Genomic DNA, 16,774 nt, shown 5'->3' with positions numbered 1-16,774 from the left:
CCTCACATCTGGCGGGGCTTCATGCGGTTGACCTTGCCCAGGATCGACATGATCGCGCCCGCTCCGCCCGTGGCGATGCGGCGCGGGATCAGGAACGGCGTCAGCGCCGCCCGGGTGCCGACACCGACCACATGGACCGTCCGCTGGCCCAGGTTCTCCAGCCCCTCGCGCGCCACCTTCATGGGATCGTCGGCGCCGGGGATGCTGCCCAGGTCGAAGCCGGAACGCTCGCTGAACTCGGTCCGCGTGGCGCCGGGGCAGAGCACCAGCAGGTCCAGCGGGTCGTGCCGGGTCTCCTCCCGCAGGCCCTCGCCATAGGCCAGCACGAACGACTTGGTCGCCGAATAGGTCGTCAGCAGCGGGATCGGCTGGAAGGCGGTCGTGCTCGACACCAGGATCAGCCCGCACCGCCGGCGGTCGCGCCGGGCGCGCTCGATCATGCCGGGCAGCAGCGCGCGGGTCAGCACGGTGGGGGCCACGACGTTCAGTTCCACCGTCGCCAGTTCGTCGTCCGGATCGTTGTCCAGGACGCGGGCGAACCGGCCGGCCCCCGCATTGTTGATCAGCAGGTCGATCTCGCACTCGGCCGCCTTGTCCAGGACCTTGTCGCGGCCTTCCCGCGTGGACAGGTCGGCGGCGACCGTTTCAACCGTCCGTCCCGGCCGTTCCAGTTCGGCGCGACGTTCGGCGAGCTTCTCCTCGTTGCGCGCGACGAGCAGCAGGCCGGTGCTTTCCGGAAGCAGCCTGGCGAAGGCGGCGCCGATGCCGGTGGTGCCGCCGGTGATGAGGGCGAAGCCGTGACTCATGCTGTGTTATCCCCTGAAATGCCGAAAACCCGTGCCGACCACTGCGGCGGGTCCGATAGACGGTTGCTCGGGTATCCGGAAAGTCAAACTCTTCAGGGCAATTCAACAGGCGTCCGGAACTAACCTCTCCTTCATAGGTCTTATGGGATGGTGGCCTGGATCAACGCGGCAAGGGCGCGGTTATGCCGCATTGCGAAAGAATGGCTGCCCGATGCACAATCCGTGTGCATTGGAACACGAAGAGGTCGGATTATGGATGACGTGCGCAGCGCCAACGATGGCCTGACCGGTTTTTTTCTCGAGGACCTCTCCGTCGGTCAGACCGCCGTGTATGCGCGGACCGTGACTGACGCCGACATCGTGCTCTATGCCGGCGTGTCGGGCGACACCAATCCGGTGCACCTCAATCAGGAATTCGCCAGCACCACCATGTTCCAGGGACGCATCGCCCACGGCATGCTGACCGCCAGCCTGATCTCGACCGTGCTCGGCACCAAGCTGCCCGGCCCGGGCTGCATCTATCTGAGCCAGAATCTGAAGTTCAAGGCGCCGGTGAAGCCGGGCGACACCGTCCAGGCGCGGGTCACGGTGACCGAGATCTTCTCCGAGAAGCGCCGGGTGGCGGTCAAGACGGTCTGCACCGTGGCCGGCAACGTGGTGATCGACGGCGACGCGCTCCTGATGGTCCCCTCCCGGATGTGACGGGCGGAGCGCCCGGTCTGCCCGGGCGCAGCGGGACTCCGCGATCGGGACGCTTACCGCGCGCCGATCGCGGCCTATATACATCCTTGTTTTTTTGAGCTAATCGAGATCCGGGCGGCAAGGGGGTGCCCGGTATGAGACTATTCAGACACTATACAGACCTGCCGGAAGACGCGCGCGGCGCCGTGGTGGCGCTGGGCAATTTCGATGGCGTCCATAGCGGTCACCGTATCGTGATCGGCACCGCAGCCGATATCGCCAGAGCCACCGGCAAGCCGCTCGCCGTGCTCACCTTCGAACCGCACCCCCGCAGCCTGTTCCGGCCGGCCGACGAGCCGTTCCGCCTCACCCCCTTCCGCACCAAGGCCCGTCATATCGAGAACGTCGGGGTCGACCTGCTGTTCGTCATCCATTTCGACCAGGCTTTCTCCCGCAAGACGGCACAGCAGTTCGTCGACGAGGTGCTGGTGGCGGGATTGGGCGCCAGCCATGTGGTCGCCGGCTACGATTTCGTATTCGGCCACAAGCGCGGCGGCGACGTCGGCTATCTCTATCAGGCGGCGCGCACCGCCGGTTTCGGCGTGACCGAGGTGAAGCCCGCGGCCGACGCCGCCGGCGGCGTCTTCTCCTCCACCCGCGTGCGGGACCTCCTGGCCGCCGGAAATCCCCGGGAAGCAGCATCCGTGCTGGGGCGGCCGTGGGAATTGGAAGGCCGGGTCGAGCATGGCGACCAGCGCGGCCGCACCATCGGCTTCCCGACCGCCAACCTGGAGTTGGGCGAATATCTGCGGCCCCGTTACGGCGTCTATGCCGTGCGCGCCGGCATAGACCAGGGCGCCCAGACGATCTGGACGGACGGCGTCGCCAATTTGGGCCGGCGGCCGACGGTCGATGGGCTCAAGGAACTGCTGGAGGTCCACCTGTTCGACTTTTCCGGCGATCTCTACGGCAGGCATCTGCGGGTGCAGATGATCGACTTCATCCGGCCGGAGCGGAAGTTCGAGAGCTTCGACGCGCTGAAGCAGCAGATCCTGACCGACGCCGGGACCGCTCGCGGGCTTCTGGCCGCGAATCCCTGACGGAAACGCGGGTCATTCCGCGACACCCAACTGGCTCAGCAGCAGCAGGCGGCTTGCCGCGAAGACGTCGATACGCTCCGCGATCTCCGCCAGATTGTCGGCCTCGCTCTCCAGCGCCCTGCCGTCCTTGACGAGGCGCTGGCCCCGTCCGGCCAGCACGGTCCAGACGAACCGCGCCGGATCGGCGGCGCCCTCCCGCCATGCAGCCAAGGCCAAGCCTTCCAGCAGATTGACCTCGACGCCGCTTCCCAGCACCGGCGACGCCAGATGAACCGAGCTTTCCAGGCCGGCCTTCTGCCTGTCCAGCATCGCCGCGTTGAAACGGCGCGTGGATGCCAGCCGCCCGGGCAGACCGGCGGGCGGCAGCGCGGGGCCGATCAGGTCCAGCCCCGCCAGCGTCACGACGGCGTCCAGCGCCTCGGCGGACCCCCGCGCGGCCAGGGCGGGCAAGGCGAGCAGGCTTGAAAGCGGCTGCGGTTCGCCGGCAAGGGCGTCCAGCACGGGTCCATGCAGCGCCCCGTCCATCCGGAAGTCGCCGGCCGGAACCGTGACTCCGTCGGGGCACGCCTCGCGCGGCGTGACCAGGGCCAGGACCGGGTCTGACATCGGCCGGGTTCCCGGCCGGCCGAAGACATCGCGCCGGAACGAGCGCCCGGTGATGAAGTCCTTCGCGGTCTCGCGGAATACCGGGTCGTCGATACCGGCCAGGGCCGGCCGCACCCTCGACGGGATCGTCAGGGCGTCTGTCTGGTCCATAAGGTGGGCCGATCCGGCGAAACGCAGCCCGGCCTCCGCCATCTCCGCCGCGACGTCGGCGGAATAGAACAGCGTCCAGTCCCGGTTGAAATATTCATGGGCGAGATAGGCCTCGGACTTGTCCGCGATCTGATCCAGACGCGCCGCCGCCGCTGGGTTGCGCTCGAAATAGCGGGCTCCGCCATCGCGCAGGCGCCGGGCGAACCCGACCGAATCCCGGATGCGGCCTTCCAGCGGCCCGGTCCCCAGGGCGGCATGGTCGGTCATCAGCCGGCGGAGCGGGGCCGCCGCGGTCCAGCCGGGCAGCGCGTTGTAGCTGAGATAGACCAGCCCGCCCGGCTTGAGCCGCCGCCGGATCAGCTCGACCACGCACCGCCGATTCTCCGCGCTGATCCAGGAATAGACGCCCTGCAGCGTGATGAAGTCGAAGTCGGGCAGATCCTCGTCCAGCAGCTCCGCGAAGCTCCGTTCCAGCCATGTCACGTTGGCGACGCCGGCCGACTCGCAAAGAGCTCGGGCGTTGCGGACATGGGCGGGGTTCAGGTCGGCGGCGAAGAACCGGCCATGGGGCAGGGCCGAGGCGTGCAGCGCCGTCGAGCGTCCCTGGCCGGCGCCCAGTTCCAGGTAGGTGAAGGGCAGGCCGGGATCGGGACCGCCGAGGCCGGCGAGTTGCGCGGCGAAGCTGAGCCGCACCGGACCCAACTCGAGATAATAACCGCTGGTATACTCGATCCCGGTCACATAGCCCGACGCGCGGTCTTCGGACATGGCCCGCTCCCTCCACTGAGGGCTCCATCAGAACGAAAAAGGCACCGGAAGGGAAGCCCTCCGGTGCCTTTCGCTGCGGTCAGTCCGCTTGTCGGTCGCCGCTCACGCGACGGCCGCGATCTTCTCCCGGGCCCATTCGGCCGGCGTCGCGCCTGCCTCGTCGGCATCGACGTAGCACCAGGCGCTCTGGTCGGCGAACAGGGCGCGCAACAGCTGGTTGTTCAGAGCATGGCCCGAGCGGCAGCCGTGGAAATGGCCGACGATCGGCGCGCCGGCCAAGTACAGGTCGCCGATGCTGTCCAGGATCTTGTGGCGCACGAACTCGTCCGAGTAGCGCAGGCCACCCTCGTTCAGCACCTTGTCGCCGTTGATGACGATGGCGTTGTCCAGCGAGCCGCCGCGGGCCAGTCCCAGCTTGCGCATCTGGTCGACCTCGTGCAGGAAGCCGAAGGTGCGGGCGCGAGCGAGTTCACCCTTGAAGGTGCCGCTGCCGAGCTTGACGTAGGTCTCCTGGCGGGCCACCGCGGCGCTGGCGAAGTCGATCTCGAAGCTGAAACCGGTCACCGGCGAGGGCGTCAGGCTGGCGAAGCGGGTCTGGTCGCCGACGGTGACCTGCTTGAGGATCTTGATCAGGCGGCGCGGCTTGTCCTGCTGCCGGATGCCGGCGCACTCGATCAGGAACACGAAGGGAGCGGAACTGCCGTCCATGATCGGCACTTCCGGGCCGTTCAGCTCTATCACCGCGTTGTCGATGCCGCAGCCGCGCAGCGCCGCCATCAGGTGCTCGATCGTGCCGATCGACACCCCGGCGTCGTTGGAGATCACGGTGCAGAGCTTGGTGTCGGTCACCCGGTCCCAGTCTGCCCGAACGGTCGCGCGGTCGGCCGGCTGGTCGGTCCGGACGAACACGATGCCGGTATTCGCATCCGACGGCATCAGGCGCATGGAGACCTTGGACCCGGAATGCAGACCGATGCCGGTGCAATTGATCGGGCTCTTCAGCGTCTGCTGAAATTTCGTCTCGTTACTCTGGCTTTGCTCGGACACTTGATTACCTGCTATGCGTCGTGTGGGCAATACTTCGATAGGCACTTTGCTGTCGTGGGCGCTACCCACAGCTAATACCTAACAAGTCCCACGCCATAGCTCAAATCACTCTTTGTTACGGATTGTTACGCAGATGCGGGATAGTCATCGAGTGATCACCGTCACACCTGCGTCTTCGTATTCAAAGCATTGGACCAAGAAAAAAGCTCCCGGCCGCAAGGGCCGGGAGCTCGTTTCGGCAGGTGGGCCGGCGGCGCGCGGGGCGCCGCCGGCCGGTTAGGACCCGCGGGTCAGTTGGCCTGGCGGCGCAGGAAGGCCGGGATATCCAGCATTTCCTCTTCCGCATGGCTCATCTTGGTCGGACGGTCCATCGGCTCGGGCGCCGGGCGCGGTGCCTGCGGGGCACCGCCCGGAGCCTGCTTGATCCCGACCGGCGGGGTCGGCGGCTGCGGCGCCTGGCGGGCCTGCTGCTCGGGCTCCGAGCCTTCCATGATCCGCCGGCCCAGGCCGGTGACCCGCTCGAACAGGGAGCTGCCGCGCTTCTTCGGGGCCGCCTCCGGCAGGGCCGCCGTCGGGGCGAGGTAGCGTTCCGTGTTGAGGTTCTGGCTCTGCGGACGCTGACCCGAATCGGCCGGGCGCGGGGCGATGAAGACGCCGTCCTGGTTCTGGCCGCGCAGCGGGCCGCTGACCCGCTCGGGCTCGCGGCCGCGCGGCTGGGCCGTCAGCTCCGAGTGATGGTGGGCCGGCTGGGCCTCCATCTGCTGCGGGGCCGGGGATGCTGCGGGTTCGGCTGCGGGCGCGTAGGCGGAGGGCGCCGCTTCCGGATGCTGGTACTGCTGCGTCTCAGGGATGAACGTCCGGACGGTGTTGCCGACCGCGGCGTGGCCCTGCGGAGCGTGCGGCTGGGGCGCGTAACCCTGGGAACCGCCCTGGCCGGGGTGCCCCTGGCCGGCGTGGCCCTGGGCGGCACCTGGATGCAGCGGGGCGGCCACCAGCGTGTGGTGGTAGTCGGTCGGCTGGCGGGCCTGGTCGGCGCGCGCGACGAGGCCAGCGGGTCCCGGAGCCGGCGAGACGGTCTTGCGGCCGCCGCTGACCACGCTCAGGCCGTTGGTGGCCGGGGTCGTGGCCGGGCGGGGATGGGCGATCTTCTCGGCCTCGATGCCGGTGGCGACCACCGAAACGCGCATGCGGCCGTCGAGGTCCTGATCGAAGGTCGAGCCGAAGATGATGTTGGCGTCGGGATCGACCTCGTCGCGGATGCGGTTGGCCGCCTCGTCCACCTCGAACAGCGTCATGTCCATGCCGCCGGTGATGTTGATCAGCACGCCGCGCGCGCCCTTCATGGACACGTCGTCCAGCAGCGGGTTGCTGATCGCGGCCTCGGCCGCGTCGATCGCCCGGCGCTCGCCCGACGCCTCGCCGGTGCCCATCATGGCCTTGCCCATCTCGGTCATCACCGACCGGATGTCGGCGAAGTCGAGGTTGATCAGGCCCGGCATCACCATCAGGTCGGTCACGCCGCGCACGCCGGAATGGAGCACGTCGTCGGCCATCTTGAAGGCGTCGGCGAACGTGGTCTTCTCGTTGGCGATGCGGAACAGGTTCTGGTTCGGGATGATGATCAGGGTATCGACGAACTGCTGGAGCTCGTTGATCCCCGTCTCGGCCAGGCGCATGCGGTGCGCGCCTTCGAAGTGGAACGGCTTGGTCACCACGCCGACGGTCAGGATGCCCTGCTCCCGGGCCGCCCGCGCGATCACGGGGGCGGCACCGGTGCCGGTGCCGCCGCCCATGCCGGCGGTGATGAAGACCATGTTGGCCCCTTCCAGGTACCCCATGATCTCGGCGAGCTGCTCTTCCGCCGCGGCGCGGCCGACATCAGGCCGGGAACCCGCGCCCAGGCCGCGCGTTATCGTGGTGCCGAGCTGGAGGCGCTTTTCCGCCAGGGCACCCTTCAGCGCCTGGGCGTCGGTGTTGGCGACGACGAACTCGACGCCTTCCAGGTTGGACTTGATCATGTTGTTGACGGCGTTGCCGCCAGCCCCGCCGACGCCGAACACCGTGATGTGCGGCCGCAGATCCACTTCGATTTCCGGCATGCTGAGATTGATCATGACAGCCTCCAGTTCCCTTCGAATTCGCCCGAATTCAATTCCATGAATTCATGTTGGTTTTCACACCGCCGGTCATCGCCGGCCCGCATATCGCCCGTCGTGTCCGATCGCTTTCACGGATCCGGGCGTCTCTATCCCGGCATCCGCGCGGCGCGCTGTTCCGCTTTGTCGACTGTTCCTGGCCCCGGCTCATAGGTTCTCCTTCAGCCAGAGGCTCACGCGTCCCCAAAGATGTTTCGGCGGTTCCGCCTCGGCGCTGAAGCCCGGCAACTCCGCGTGGCTCTGCACCGCGAAGGCCAGCAGCCCGGCCGCCGTCGAGAAGGCGGGACCGCCGGTGGCTTCCGCCAGCCCGTCGATCCGCATCGGCCGGCCGAGCCGGACCTGCTTGTCCAGGATGAGCTGGGCCAGCTCGCGCGTGCCCGGCAGCTGGCTGGCGCCGCCCGTCAGCACGACCCGGCGGCCGGCCACCTTGCCCATGCCGCTGACTTCCAGGCGAGCGCGGACCAGCTCGAAGATCTCTTCCAGCCGGGGCTGGATGATGCCGACCAGCAGCGATTTCGGCACGTGGTTGGCCTGGGCCGGCTCGTCCTCGCCGACCTGGGGCACGTCGATGATCTCGCGCTCGTCGGCGACGTTGGCGATGGCGCTGCCGTACAGGGTCTTCATTCGCTCGGCATGGGCCACGGGCGTGGTCAGGCCGCGCGCGATGTCGTTGGTCACGTGGCTGCCGCCGACCGGCACGCAGTCGGTATAGACGCACTTGCCGTCGAAGAAGACCGAGATGGTCGTGGTGCCGCCGCCCATGTCGATCAGGGTGCAGCCCAGCTCCATCTCGTCCTCGACCAGGGCCGCGAGCCCGCTGGCGAAGGGGGAGACGACGAAGCTCTCGATGTCCAGGTGGCAGCGGGCGACGCAGGTGGCGAGGTTGCGCACCGCGTTCGACCCGGCGGTCACGGTGTGGAGCTGGACGCCCAGCTTCTCGCCGAACATGCCGCGCGGGTCTCGGATGCCGCGGTTGCCGTCCATCGAATAGCCGACCGCGATGGAGTGGATCAGCTCCTGGTCGGCGCTGCCCTGGAACTGCCGCGCCTGGGCCAGCGCCCGGCGCACGTCGGCGTCGCCGACCTCGTGCCCGCCGATCGGGATCTCGACGTTCGCGGTGTGCGAGACCGGCTGGCCGCCGGAGATGTTGACCAGCACCTCGCGGATCGTCTCGCCCGCCATCTGCTCCGCGGCATGGACGGTCGTGCCGATCGCCTGTTCCGCCGCGTCCATGTCGACGATGGTGCCGGCCCTCAGGCCGCGTGAAACCTGATGGCCGATCCCGACGATCCGCAAGGCGCCGCCATCCTCGACCCGCGCGATGAAGCAGCAGACCTTGGTTGTGCCGACGTCCAGCGCGGCGATTACCCCACCGCGCACCGGTCGCTTCACTCTCTTGCTCCCGTTGAAGGCCATCGTTTCGCTCGCAGTCCCTTCAGGCCTCGGCCTAACGCAGTAATCACTTTATCATCCCAAGATACAGTATTTCAAACGGCGATTGCCTTACTGCATTTGGTATGTATTACCTATTTCGGTTAGCCCGCTACCCAATCAGATCTTTTCCTCGGGCACACGGCGACGTTGTGCCGCAGCCGTCGAAGTCTGGATGACCAGACGATCCGGCAGGCGGAGGTCGACGGCGACGATGTCGCGGTCAAGCACCGGTTGTTTCAGCTCCTGCTCGGCCAGATGCTTCAGGGCGCCGCCGATGTCGCTTTCCGGCAGACGCACCACGACGCCGTTGGCCAGATGCAGGTCCCAGCGCCGGCCGCCGACGCGGCTGGCGGCGTTGACCCGTTCGAACAGCGCCGGCACGGTCGCCAGCTGGCCCAGCAGTTCCGGCGCGTGCTTCGGCGCATCTGCGCCGATGATCTGGAGCAGGTTGTTGTAGCGGCCCAGTTCGCGCTCGGTCAGGACCTCGCCGTCCCGGTCGATCAGCGCTAGCTTGCCGTCGCGCTGCCACAGCGCCATCGGCCGGCGCTCGTCCAGCTTGACGAACACGGTGTTGGGCAGGCGACGTTCCACCGTGGCGGTGGCTACCCAGCGCAGCCGCTCCAGGCCGGCGCGCGCCGCCTCGGGGTCGAACCGCATGATCGGGTCGCCGCGCTTGACTTGGATCGCGGCCATCACGGCGTTGCGGTCGGTTTCGACCCGGCCTTCGACCAGCACCTCCTGGACCTCCAGCCCGGCGTCCACGGTCAGGTCGATCAAGGCGGCGGTCGTCCGGTCGGCCATGGTCCCGAACCATCCGGTCTGGTACGCCCAGGTCCCGGCGCCGCCGGCCAGCAGGATCGGGAACGCGATCAGCCCCAGGCGCATCGCCTTCTCGGTCCAGCGCGGCCAGGAACGGCGGCGGTTCGCCTTTTCCGTGGCCTTCTGTGTCGCGTTGCGCGCGCGCTCCGCCGTGCGGGCGCGGAGGTCGCGGGGCGCGCAGAGGGTCGGCTTGTTCACACGTGACATGCGGCGTTCTCCACCATCCAGACGACCAGATCAGCAAACGGTATACCCAGATACGCCGCCTGTTCGGGAACCAAAGACAGGGGGGTCATACCGGGCTGTGTGTTAATTTCTAGGAAATAAACTCCCGCGCTATCCGTAATTGCATCGTCCCAACGGAAGTCGCTGCGGCTCACTCCGGCACAGCCCAAGGTCCGGTGCGCGAGCAGGGCCATCCGCATGGCCTCGTCCAGAACGGCCTGCGGGGCGGGGGCCGGGACGAGGTGCGTAGCCCGGCCGTCGGTGTACTTCGCCGAATAGTCATAGAAGCCGGAATGGGGCCGGATCTCGGTCACTGTCAGGGCGCGGTCGCCCATCACGGCGACGGTCAGGTCCCGGCCGGGGATGTACTGCTCGATCAGGACCGTCTCGCCGTGGTTCCAGCTCTCGGCGTCCACCGGGTCGCGGTTGTCGCCCGGACGGACGATCCGGATGCCGACGCTCGACCCCTCGTTGTTGGGCTTCAGCACATAGGGGGCGGGCATGATGTCGCCGGCCAGCACCTGCTCCCGCGTCGCCACCATTCCCTTGGGCGAGCGGACGCCGACGCTCTCCAGCAGCCGCTTGGTCAGCGTCTTGTCCATGGCGATGGCGGAGGCCACCATGCCGGAATGGGTGTAGCGCAGGCCCAGTATGTCGAGAACGCCCTGGATCGTCCCGTCCTCGCCGCCGCGCCCGTGCAGCGCGTTGAACACCACGTCGGGGCGCGGGGTCAGGGCCGCTATCAGCGCGCCCAGGTCGCGGGAGACGTCGATCTCGGTCACCCGGTAGCCGCTTTCCCGCAGCGCCCTGGCCGCGGCGGCGCCGCTGACCAGGGACACCTCCCGCTCGGCCGACCAGCCGCCCAGCAGGACGGCGACATGCTGCGGCTTCGCGGTCATGGCGTGCTCCCCGGAATGGTCTTGCCCGGCGCGGGAACGCCGATGCGGCGGATTTCCCAGCGCAACTCGATGCCCGACGTCTCGTAGACGCGGCGGCGGACCTCCTCGCCCAGGGATTCCAGGTCGTCCGCCGTGGCGGAGCCCAGGTTGAGCAGGAAGTTGCAGTGCTTCTCCGACACCTGCGCGCCGCCGATCATCAGGCCCCGGCAGCCGGCGCGGTCGATCAGCGCCCAGGCCTTCTCGCCCGGCGGGTTGGCGAAGGTCGAGCCGCCGGTCCGCGCCCGCACCGGCTGGCTGTCCGCCCGCGCCGAAGCGATCTCGTGCATGCGGCCGCCGATCTCGTGAGGATCGCCGGGATGGCCGCGCAGGATGGCGCCGGTGAAGATCCAGTCCTCCGGAACTGCGCAGTGCCGGTAAGTCAGTCCCAGCGCGTCGCGGTCCAGCACATGTGCCCGCCCTTGCCGATCCAGGGCGGTGGCCGAGACCGCCACGTCGGACAACTCGCGGCCATAGGCGCCTCCGTTCATGCGGATCGCGCCGCCGATCGTGCCGGGGATGCCCGACAGGAATTCCAGCCCGGCGATGCCGGCGTCTCGCGCCGCCACGGCCACGTTCAGGTCCAGCGCCGCGGCGCCGGCGCGGATCTCCAGGCCGTCCGCCGCCACGTCGGCGAAGGCGCGGCCCAGCCGGACCACGACGCCGGGCACGCCGCCGTCGCGCACCAGCAGGTTCGACGCGACGCCGATCACGGTCACCGGCACGTCGGCCGGGCAACCCGCCAGGAACGCGGCCAGATCGTCGGCATCGGCCGGCTTGAACATCACCTCCGCCGGGCCGCCGACGCGGAACCAGGTGACGTTCGCCAGCGGCGCGTTCGCGGTCAGCCGTCCGCGCACCGCCGGCAGGCGGTCGATCAGGTGGGGCTCATGGTGGTGCATGGGAGCGGCCGCCGTCATCGTTTCTTGCCTCCCTCGGTGCCGTGGAGCTTGTCCAGCTCGCCCGGCAGGGCGTTGGCCCAGGCGGTGATGTTGCCGGCGCCCAGGCAGACGACGAAGTCGCCGGGCTGTGCGAGGTCGCGGACCATGGACGGCAGGGCTTCCGGCGACGGCAGCGGCAGAACCTGGCGGTGGCCGCGCATGCGAAGCCCCTCGACCAGGCCGTCGCGGTCGGCACCCTCGATCGGCTGCTCGCCGGCGGCATAGACGTCGGCGACCAGGACGGTGTCGGCATCGTTGAAGCAGGCGCAGAAATCCTCGAACAGGCTGTGCAGGCGGCTGTAGCGGTGCGGCTGGACCACGGCGATGGTCCGGCCGGTCCCGGCGGTCCGGGCCGCCTTCAGCACGGCGGCGATCTCCACCGGATGGTGGCCGTAATCGTCGATCACGGTCACGCCGTTGCTCTCGCCGGTCTTGGTGAAGCGCCGCTTGACGCCGGAGAAGCGGGCGAAGCTGGACCGGATCTTGTCGCCGTCGATGCCCATCTCGTTGCCGACCGCGATGGCGGCCAGGCTGTTCTGCACGTTGTGCAGCCCGAACATGGGCAGGTGGATGCCCTGGATCACGCGCGGCTCCCCGGCGACGCGGTCGCTGAGCGCCACGTCGAAGCGGGCGCCGTCGGTCCCGGTCACCACGTCCACCGCACGCACGTCGGCCTGCGGGCTGAAGCCGTAGGTCACGATCCGGCGGTCGGCGACGCGCGGGATCATCGCCTGGACCTCGGGATGGTCGATGCACAGCGCCGCGAAGCCGTAGAACGGGATGTTCTGGACGAAGCTGTCGAAGGCGGAGCGAACCCCGTCGAAGGTGCCGTAGTGGTCCAGGTGCTCGGGGTCGATGTTGGTCACCACGGTGATCAGCGCCGGCAGCTTGGTGAAGGTGCCGTCGCTCTCGTCCGCCTCGACCACCATCCAGTCGCCGGCGCCCAGGCGGGTGTTGGTGCCGTAGGCGTTGATGATGCCGCCGTTGATCACGGTCGGGTCCAGCCCGGCGCCTTCCAGCAGGGTGCCGACCATGCTGGTGGTCGTGGTCTTGCCGTGGGTGCCGCCGATCGCGATCGACCATTTCAGCCGCATCAGCTCGCCCAGCATCTCGGCCCGGCGGACCACCGGGATCAGGGCGTTCCTGGCCGCGACGACCTCCGGATTGTCCTTCTTGACCGCGGAGGAGATCACCACGACCGAGGCGTCGGCCAGGTTCTCGCCGCGGTGGCCGATCTCGACGGGGATCCCCAGGGCGCGCAGGCGCTTGACGTTGGCGCTGTCGGCGATGTCCGACCCGCGGACGGAATAGCCCAGGTTCCGCAGCACCTCGGCGATGCCGCTCATGCCGATCCCGCCGATACCGACGAAGTGGATCGTCCCGATGGACAGGGGCAGGGCTCTCATTATTCGGCGGCCTCGGTGGAGTAATGGTCCGCGCCGGCTTTCGCCCGGTCGCTTCGGGGGGATGCGGCGCCCCTGGGGGCGCCCGTGGCGATGTCGGTGACGATGTCGGCCAGGCGCGAGGCGGCGTCCGCGGCGCCGCGCGTCCGGGCCGCCTCCGCCGCCTTGCCCAGGGTGGCGGGCAGGTCGAGCAGCGCTTCCAGCCGGTCCGCCAGCGCCTTCGGCGTGAAGGCCGGCTGGGGCATCAGCCAGGCGCCGCCGGCATCGGCGACGGCCTGCGCGTTGGCGGTCTGGTGGTCGTCCATGGCGAACGGGTAGGGCACCAGAACGGCCGGCCGGCCGGCCGCGGCCAGTTCGGCGACGGTCGAGGCGCCCGACCGGCAGACGGCGAGATGGCAGGCCGCCAGCCGGTCCGGCACGTCGCGGAAGAAGCTGGACAGCTCGGCATCGACGCCCGCCTCGGCGAACGCGGCCTTCGCCGCCTCCAGGTCCTCGGGCCGGCACTGCTGGGCGATGCGGATGCGCCGCCGCAGCGCGTCCGGAAGCAGCGCCAGGGCCGCCGGCACGATCTCGCTGAAGATCCGGGCTCCCTGGCTGCCGCCGACCACCAGCAGCCGGAGCTCGCCGCCCGGCTCCAGCGCCGGATAGGGCAGGTCCCGCACGGCCGCGACACCCGGGCGCACCGGGTTGCCGGTCGGCACCAGCTTCGCCCGGTCGGCCGGCTTGACCGCCGATACCGCGGCGAAGGAGGTGGCGATTCGGGCCGCGCCGGGCGCCAGCATCCGGTTGGCCCGGCCGAGCACGGCGTTCTGCTCGTGCAGCACGGTCGGAACGCCCGCCCGCTGCGCCATCAGGACCGTCGGGACCGAGGGATACCCGCCGAAGCCCACCACGACGGACGGCCGCAGCGCCGCGATCAGCCGGCGTGCCTGGATCGCTCCCAGGCCCAGCTCGACGGCGCCGCGCAGCTTGCCCATGACGCCGCTGCCGAAGCTGGACGCGCGGATGCGGTGGACCTCCACCTCCGGCAGGGCGTCGCCGAACGCCTTGCCGCGCCGGTCGGTGACCAGCACCACCCGGTGGCCGCGCGCCAGCAGCTCACGGGCCAGCGCTTCCGCCGGGAACATGTGCCCGCCGGTACCGCCCGCGGCCAGGACGACGGGGCCTTGCGTCACAGGGATCGTCATGTCCCGTCTCCTCCGCCGAAGCGCTTGCGGGTCAGCGCCAGCACCATTCCCATGCCGAAGCCCAGGGCCAGCAGCGACGACCCGCCGTAGCTGATGAAAGGCAGGGTCATGCCCTTGGTCGGCATCATGTGCAGGCTCGACGCCATGTTGATCCAGGCCTGGAGCCCGAACTGGGTCAGCAGCCCGGTGACCGCCAGGACGACGAACAGGTTGTCGTCGCGCATCACCCGCAGGAAGCCGCGGATCACGACGAAGGCGAACAGCGTGATCAGGACGAGGCACCAGAAAAGCCCCAGCTCCTCGCCGGCGACCGCGAAGATGAAGTCGGCATGGGCGTCCGGCAGCATCATCTTGATGCTGCCCTGGCCGGGGCCGGTGCCGAACGCGCCGCCGTTCTGGAAAGCCTCCAGCGACCGGGTCACCTGGTAGTTGTCGCCCGCCGCCGGGTCGATGAAGCGGTCGATGCGGCTGGACACGTGCGGGAACAGCATGTAGGCGCCGACCAGGCCGGTGATGCCCAGAACGCCGAGGATGGCGACCAGCACGATCGGCAGCCCGGCTAGGAAGAACTGGCAGAACCACACCACCGAGACCACGAAGGTCATGCCCAGGTCCGGCTGCATCATCAGCAGCCCGACGATCATCAGGTAGAGCATGATGGAGATGGCCGCGCCGGGGAACCGCTCGCTGGTCTTGCCGTGGGCGAACAGCCAGGCGGCGACCACGGCGAAGGCCGGCTTGACGAACTCCGACGGCTGGATCGACAGGCCGGGGACATGGATCCAGCGGCGGGCACCCTTGATCTCGAACCCGATGACCATGGTCAGCGCCAGCAGGATCGTGAAGAGGATGAAGGCGATCACCGCCGTCCGCCGGACGCCGCGCAGGCTCAGCAGCGACACGCCGACCATCACCATGCAGGCGGGCACCAGCATCAGGATATGGCGCTGGACGAAGTGGAAATTGTCCAGCCCGATGCGTTCGGCGACGGCCGGGCTCGCCGCCTGGACCAGCACGATGCCGAGGCCCATCAGGACCGCCACCACCGCCAGCGTCCAGCGGTCCACCGTCCACCACCACTTGCCGAATATGGAATGGTCGGTCCGGGCGAAAGCGGTCATCCCGCGACTTCCTTCTTCACCGATACGTCACTCGTCAAGGCCGCCACCAGGGCCGCGAAAACCTCGCCGCGATGCTCGAAGTTCCTGAACTGGTCCCAGGAGGCGCAGGCCGGCGACAGCAGCACCGTGGCGCCGGGCAGCGCCTCGTCCCGCGCCATCGCCGCCGCGGCCGGCACGGCGGTTTCCAGGGTTCCGCACCGGGTATAGGCGACGTCCCGGGCGTGGAGCCACGCGGCGAATTGCTCCGTCGCCTGCCCGATCAGGAAGGCATGGCGGATGCGCGGCATGAAGGGCTCCAGCCCGTCCAGGCCGCCCTCCTTGGGCTGGCCGCCGATGATCCAGTAGATCGGGTCGTAGCAGACCAGCGCCTTGGCCGCGGCGTCGGCATTTGTCGCCTTGCTGTCGTTGACGAACCGGACGCCGTCGCGCTCCGCCACAAGCTGCTGGCGGTGCGCCAGGCCGGGGAAGCTGCGCAGCCCCGCCAGGATGGTGTCGAGCGGCACGCCGCAGGCGCGCGCCGCCGCGAAGGCCGCCGCGGCGTTCTGCCAGTTGTGCCGGCCGGGCAGGGCGGCGATCCCGGCGAGGTCGATCACCGGCTCCGCGCCGCCGTCGTACAGCTTGCCGTCCAGGACAAAGATCCCCTTGGTCGGCCGCTCCGCCGATATGGGGACCACGGCGCAGGGGACGGTGTGCTCCATCTCCTCGAAAACGGCCCGGCAATGGGCGTCGTCCACGCCGACGATCGCCGTGTGCGAGCGCTTCGGGTGCTGGAAGATGCGGCGCTTGGCGGCGACATAGCCGTCCATGCCGCCGTGGCGGTCCAGGTGGTCGGGGGTGACGTTGAGCAGGATCGCGACGTTGAACCCGACGGAGGGCACCAGCTCCAGCTGGTACGAGGACATCTCAAGCACGTAAACGCCGTCCTCGCCCAGGGGCTCGAAGCTCAGGACCGGCGTGCCGAGATTGCCGCCGACCTGTATCCTCCGGCCGGCGAGCGCCAGGATGTGCCCGATCAGCGCCGTCGTGGTGGATTTGCCGTTGGTCCCGGTGATGCCGACATAGGACGCCTTGGGCTGCGCCCGGTACAGCAGCTCGATGTCGCCGACGATGGGCAGGCCGGCATCCCTGGCCCGCGCCGCGACCGCGTTGGGCTTCGGGAAGGTGTGCGGGATGCCGGGCGACAGCACCAGCGCCTCGACCCCTGAAAGGTCGGCCGTATTCAGGTCGGTCAGCGGGATGCCGGCGGCGGAGGCGGCGGCGCGTCCGGCCTCGCCGTCGTCCCAGGCCAGGATCTCCACGCCGGCGTCCATCAGCGCCCGTGCCGTGGCCAGTCCCGACTTGGCGAGGCCCATGACCGCGTAGCGCTTTCCCCGGAGATGCTTGAGGTCGATCATG

At 69.2% G+C, this 16,774-nt stretch carries 13 protein-coding genes and 1 pseudogene; 2 read left to right on the top strand and 12 right to left on the bottom strand.

Annotation, left to right across the window (positions count from 1 at the left end; genetic code table 11):
- Positions 1–2 precede the first annotated feature (2 nt).
- Positions 3–806: an SDR family NAD(P)-dependent oxidoreductase gene (locus JL100_RS20745; RefSeq protein WP_202684669.1), complete on the bottom strand. Its 804-nt coding sequence runs from the start codon at positions 804–806 to the stop codon at positions 3–5.
- A gap of 252 nt (positions 807–1,058) precedes the next feature.
- Here JL100_RS20745 and JL100_RS20740 point away from each other — a divergent pair, with 252 nt between their 5' ends.
- Together JL100_RS20740 and JL100_RS20735 are read left to right on the top strand one after the other, a co-directional pair.
- Complete coding sequence (locus JL100_RS20740; protein WP_202684668.1) at positions 1,059–1,508, top strand: MaoC family dehydratase; 450 nt, start codon at positions 1,059–1,061, stop codon at positions 1,506–1,508.
- 134 nt (positions 1,509–1,642) lie between these two features.
- Positions 1,643–2,587: a bifunctional riboflavin kinase/FAD synthetase gene (locus JL100_RS20735; RefSeq protein WP_202684667.1), complete on the top strand. Its 945-nt coding sequence runs from the start codon at positions 1,643–1,645 to the stop codon at positions 2,585–2,587.
- 12 nt (positions 2,588–2,599) lie between these two features.
- Here the strand turns inward: JL100_RS20735 and JL100_RS20730 are convergent, their stop codons facing one another.
- From JL100_RS20730 to murD, 11 genes and pseudogenes are all read right to left on the bottom strand, one after another.
- Positions 2,600–4,111: a class I SAM-dependent methyltransferase gene (locus JL100_RS20730; protein ID WP_202684666.1), complete on the bottom strand. Its 1,512-nt coding sequence runs from the start codon at positions 4,109–4,111 to the stop codon at positions 2,600–2,602.
- Between the two features lie 102 nt (positions 4,112–4,213).
- Positions 4,214–5,158: a UDP-3-O-acyl-N-acetylglucosamine deacetylase gene (gene lpxC / locus JL100_RS20725; protein ID WP_202684665.1), complete on the bottom strand. Its 945-nt coding sequence runs from the start codon at positions 5,156–5,158 to the stop codon at positions 4,214–4,216.
- Positions 5,159–5,448: 290 nt separating this feature from the next.
- Positions 5,449–7,272, bottom strand: a complete 1,824-nt coding sequence (gene ftsZ, locus JL100_RS20720) for a cell division protein FtsZ (RefSeq protein ID WP_202684664.1) — start codon at positions 7,270–7,272, stop codon at positions 5,449–5,451.
- A gap of 189 nt (positions 7,273–7,461) precedes the next feature.
- The gene (gene ftsA / locus JL100_RS20715; RefSeq protein ID WP_202684663.1) at positions 7,462–8,730 is read right to left on the bottom strand and encodes a cell division protein FtsA; all 1,269 of its coding nucleotides are present in this window, start codon (positions 8,728–8,730) and stop codon (positions 7,462–7,464) included.
- A 135-nt stretch (positions 8,731–8,865) separates the two neighbouring features.
- The gene (locus tag JL100_RS20710) at positions 8,866–9,774 is read right to left on the bottom strand and encodes a cell division protein FtsQ/DivIB (RefSeq protein WP_202684662.1); all 909 of its coding nucleotides are present in this window, start codon (positions 9,772–9,774) and stop codon (positions 8,866–8,868) included.
- Positions 9,762–10,691 carry a D-alanine--D-alanine ligase gene (locus tag JL100_RS20705; RefSeq protein ID WP_202684661.1) on the bottom strand — a complete coding sequence of 310 codons (930 nt, stop codon included), beginning with the start codon at positions 10,689–10,691 and terminating at the stop codon, positions 9,762–9,764. Before JL100_RS20705 ends, JL100_RS20710 begins: the two co-directional genes overlap by 13 nt.
- Positions 10,688–11,647, bottom strand: a complete 960-nt coding sequence (gene murB / locus JL100_RS20700) for a UDP-N-acetylmuramate dehydrogenase (protein ID WP_202684660.1) — start codon at positions 11,645–11,647, stop codon at positions 10,688–10,690. The genes JL100_RS20705 and murB overlap by 4 nt, the downstream gene beginning before the upstream one ends.
- Positions 11,630–13,074: pseudogene (gene murC / locus JL100_RS20695) on the bottom strand (UDP-N-acetylmuramate--L-alanine ligase); the annotation flags it as partial. The pseudogene murC and the gene murB, both read right to left, overlap by 18 nt.
- Positions 13,074–14,258, bottom strand: coding sequence for an undecaprenyldiphospho-muramoylpentapeptide beta-N-acetylglucosaminyltransferase (gene murG, locus JL100_RS20690; RefSeq protein WP_202684658.1), 1,185 nt, complete (start codon positions 14,256–14,258; stop codon positions 13,074–13,076). The pseudogene murC and the gene murG, both read right to left, overlap by 1 nt.
- Positions 14,255–15,379, bottom strand: a complete 1,125-nt coding sequence (ftsW, locus tag JL100_RS20685) for a putative lipid II flippase FtsW (RefSeq protein WP_202684657.1) — start codon at positions 15,377–15,379, stop codon at positions 14,255–14,257. Before ftsW ends, murG begins: the two co-directional genes overlap by 4 nt.
- Complete coding sequence (gene murD, locus JL100_RS20680; RefSeq protein ID WP_202684656.1) at positions 15,376–16,773, bottom strand: UDP-N-acetylmuramoyl-L-alanine--D-glutamate ligase; 1,398 nt, start codon at positions 16,771–16,773, stop codon at positions 15,376–15,378. The genes ftsW and murD overlap by 4 nt, the downstream gene beginning before the upstream one ends.
- Between the last annotated feature and the right edge of the window lies 1 nt (position 16,774).

Source organism: Skermanella mucosa (assembly GCF_016765655.2).
GTDB classification, from domain to species: Bacteria; Pseudomonadota; Alphaproteobacteria; order Azospirillales; family Azospirillaceae; genus Skermanella; species Skermanella mucosa.
Note: the sequence above shows the minus strand (reverse complement) of the source record. Positions and strands in the feature narration are given on the sequence as shown.

Excerpts from the sequence above, each read along its gene's own strand:
- ftsA (WP_202684663.1), bottom strand. The coding sequence starts at position 8,730 with ATGGCCTTCAACGGGAGCAAGAGAGTGAAGCGACCGGTGCGCGGTGGG.
- JL100_RS20710 (WP_202684662.1), bottom strand. The coding sequence starts at position 9,774 with ATGTCACGTGTGAACAAGCCGACCCTCTGCGCGCCCCGCGACCTCCGC.
- ftsZ (WP_202684664.1), bottom strand. The coding sequence starts at position 7,272 with ATGATCAATCTCAGCATGCCGGAAATCGAAGTGGATCTGCGGCCGCAC.
- JL100_RS20705 (WP_202684661.1), bottom strand. The coding sequence starts at position 10,691 with ATGACCGCGAAGCCGCAGCATGTCGCCGTCCTGCTGGGCGGCTGGTCG.
- murB (WP_202684660.1), bottom strand. The coding sequence starts at position 11,647 with ATGACGGCGGCCGCTCCCATGCACCACCATGAGCCCCACCTGATCGAC.
- murG (WP_202684658.1), bottom strand. The coding sequence starts at position 14,258 with ATGACGATCCCTGTGACGCAAGGCCCCGTCGTCCTGGCCGCGGGCGGT.
- JL100_RS20730 (WP_202684666.1), bottom strand. The coding sequence starts at position 4,111 with ATGTCCGAAGACCGCGCGTCGGGCTATGTGACCGGGATCGAGTATACC.
- murD (WP_202684656.1), bottom strand. The coding sequence starts at position 16,773 with ATGATCGACCTCAAGCATCTCCGGGGAAAGCGCTACGCGGTCATGGGC.
- ftsW (WP_202684657.1), bottom strand. The coding sequence starts at position 15,379 with ATGACCGCTTTCGCCCGGACCGACCATTCCATATTCGGCAAGTGGTGG.
- JL100_RS20745 (WP_202684669.1), bottom strand. The coding sequence starts at position 806 with ATGAGTCACGGCTTCGCCCTCATCACCGGCGGCACCACCGGCATCGGC.
- JL100_RS20740 (WP_202684668.1), top strand. The coding sequence starts at position 1,059 with ATGGATGACGTGCGCAGCGCCAACGATGGCCTGACCGGTTTTTTTCTC.
- JL100_RS20735 (WP_202684667.1), top strand. The coding sequence starts at position 1,643 with ATGAGACTATTCAGACACTATACAGACCTGCCGGAAGACGCGCGCGGC.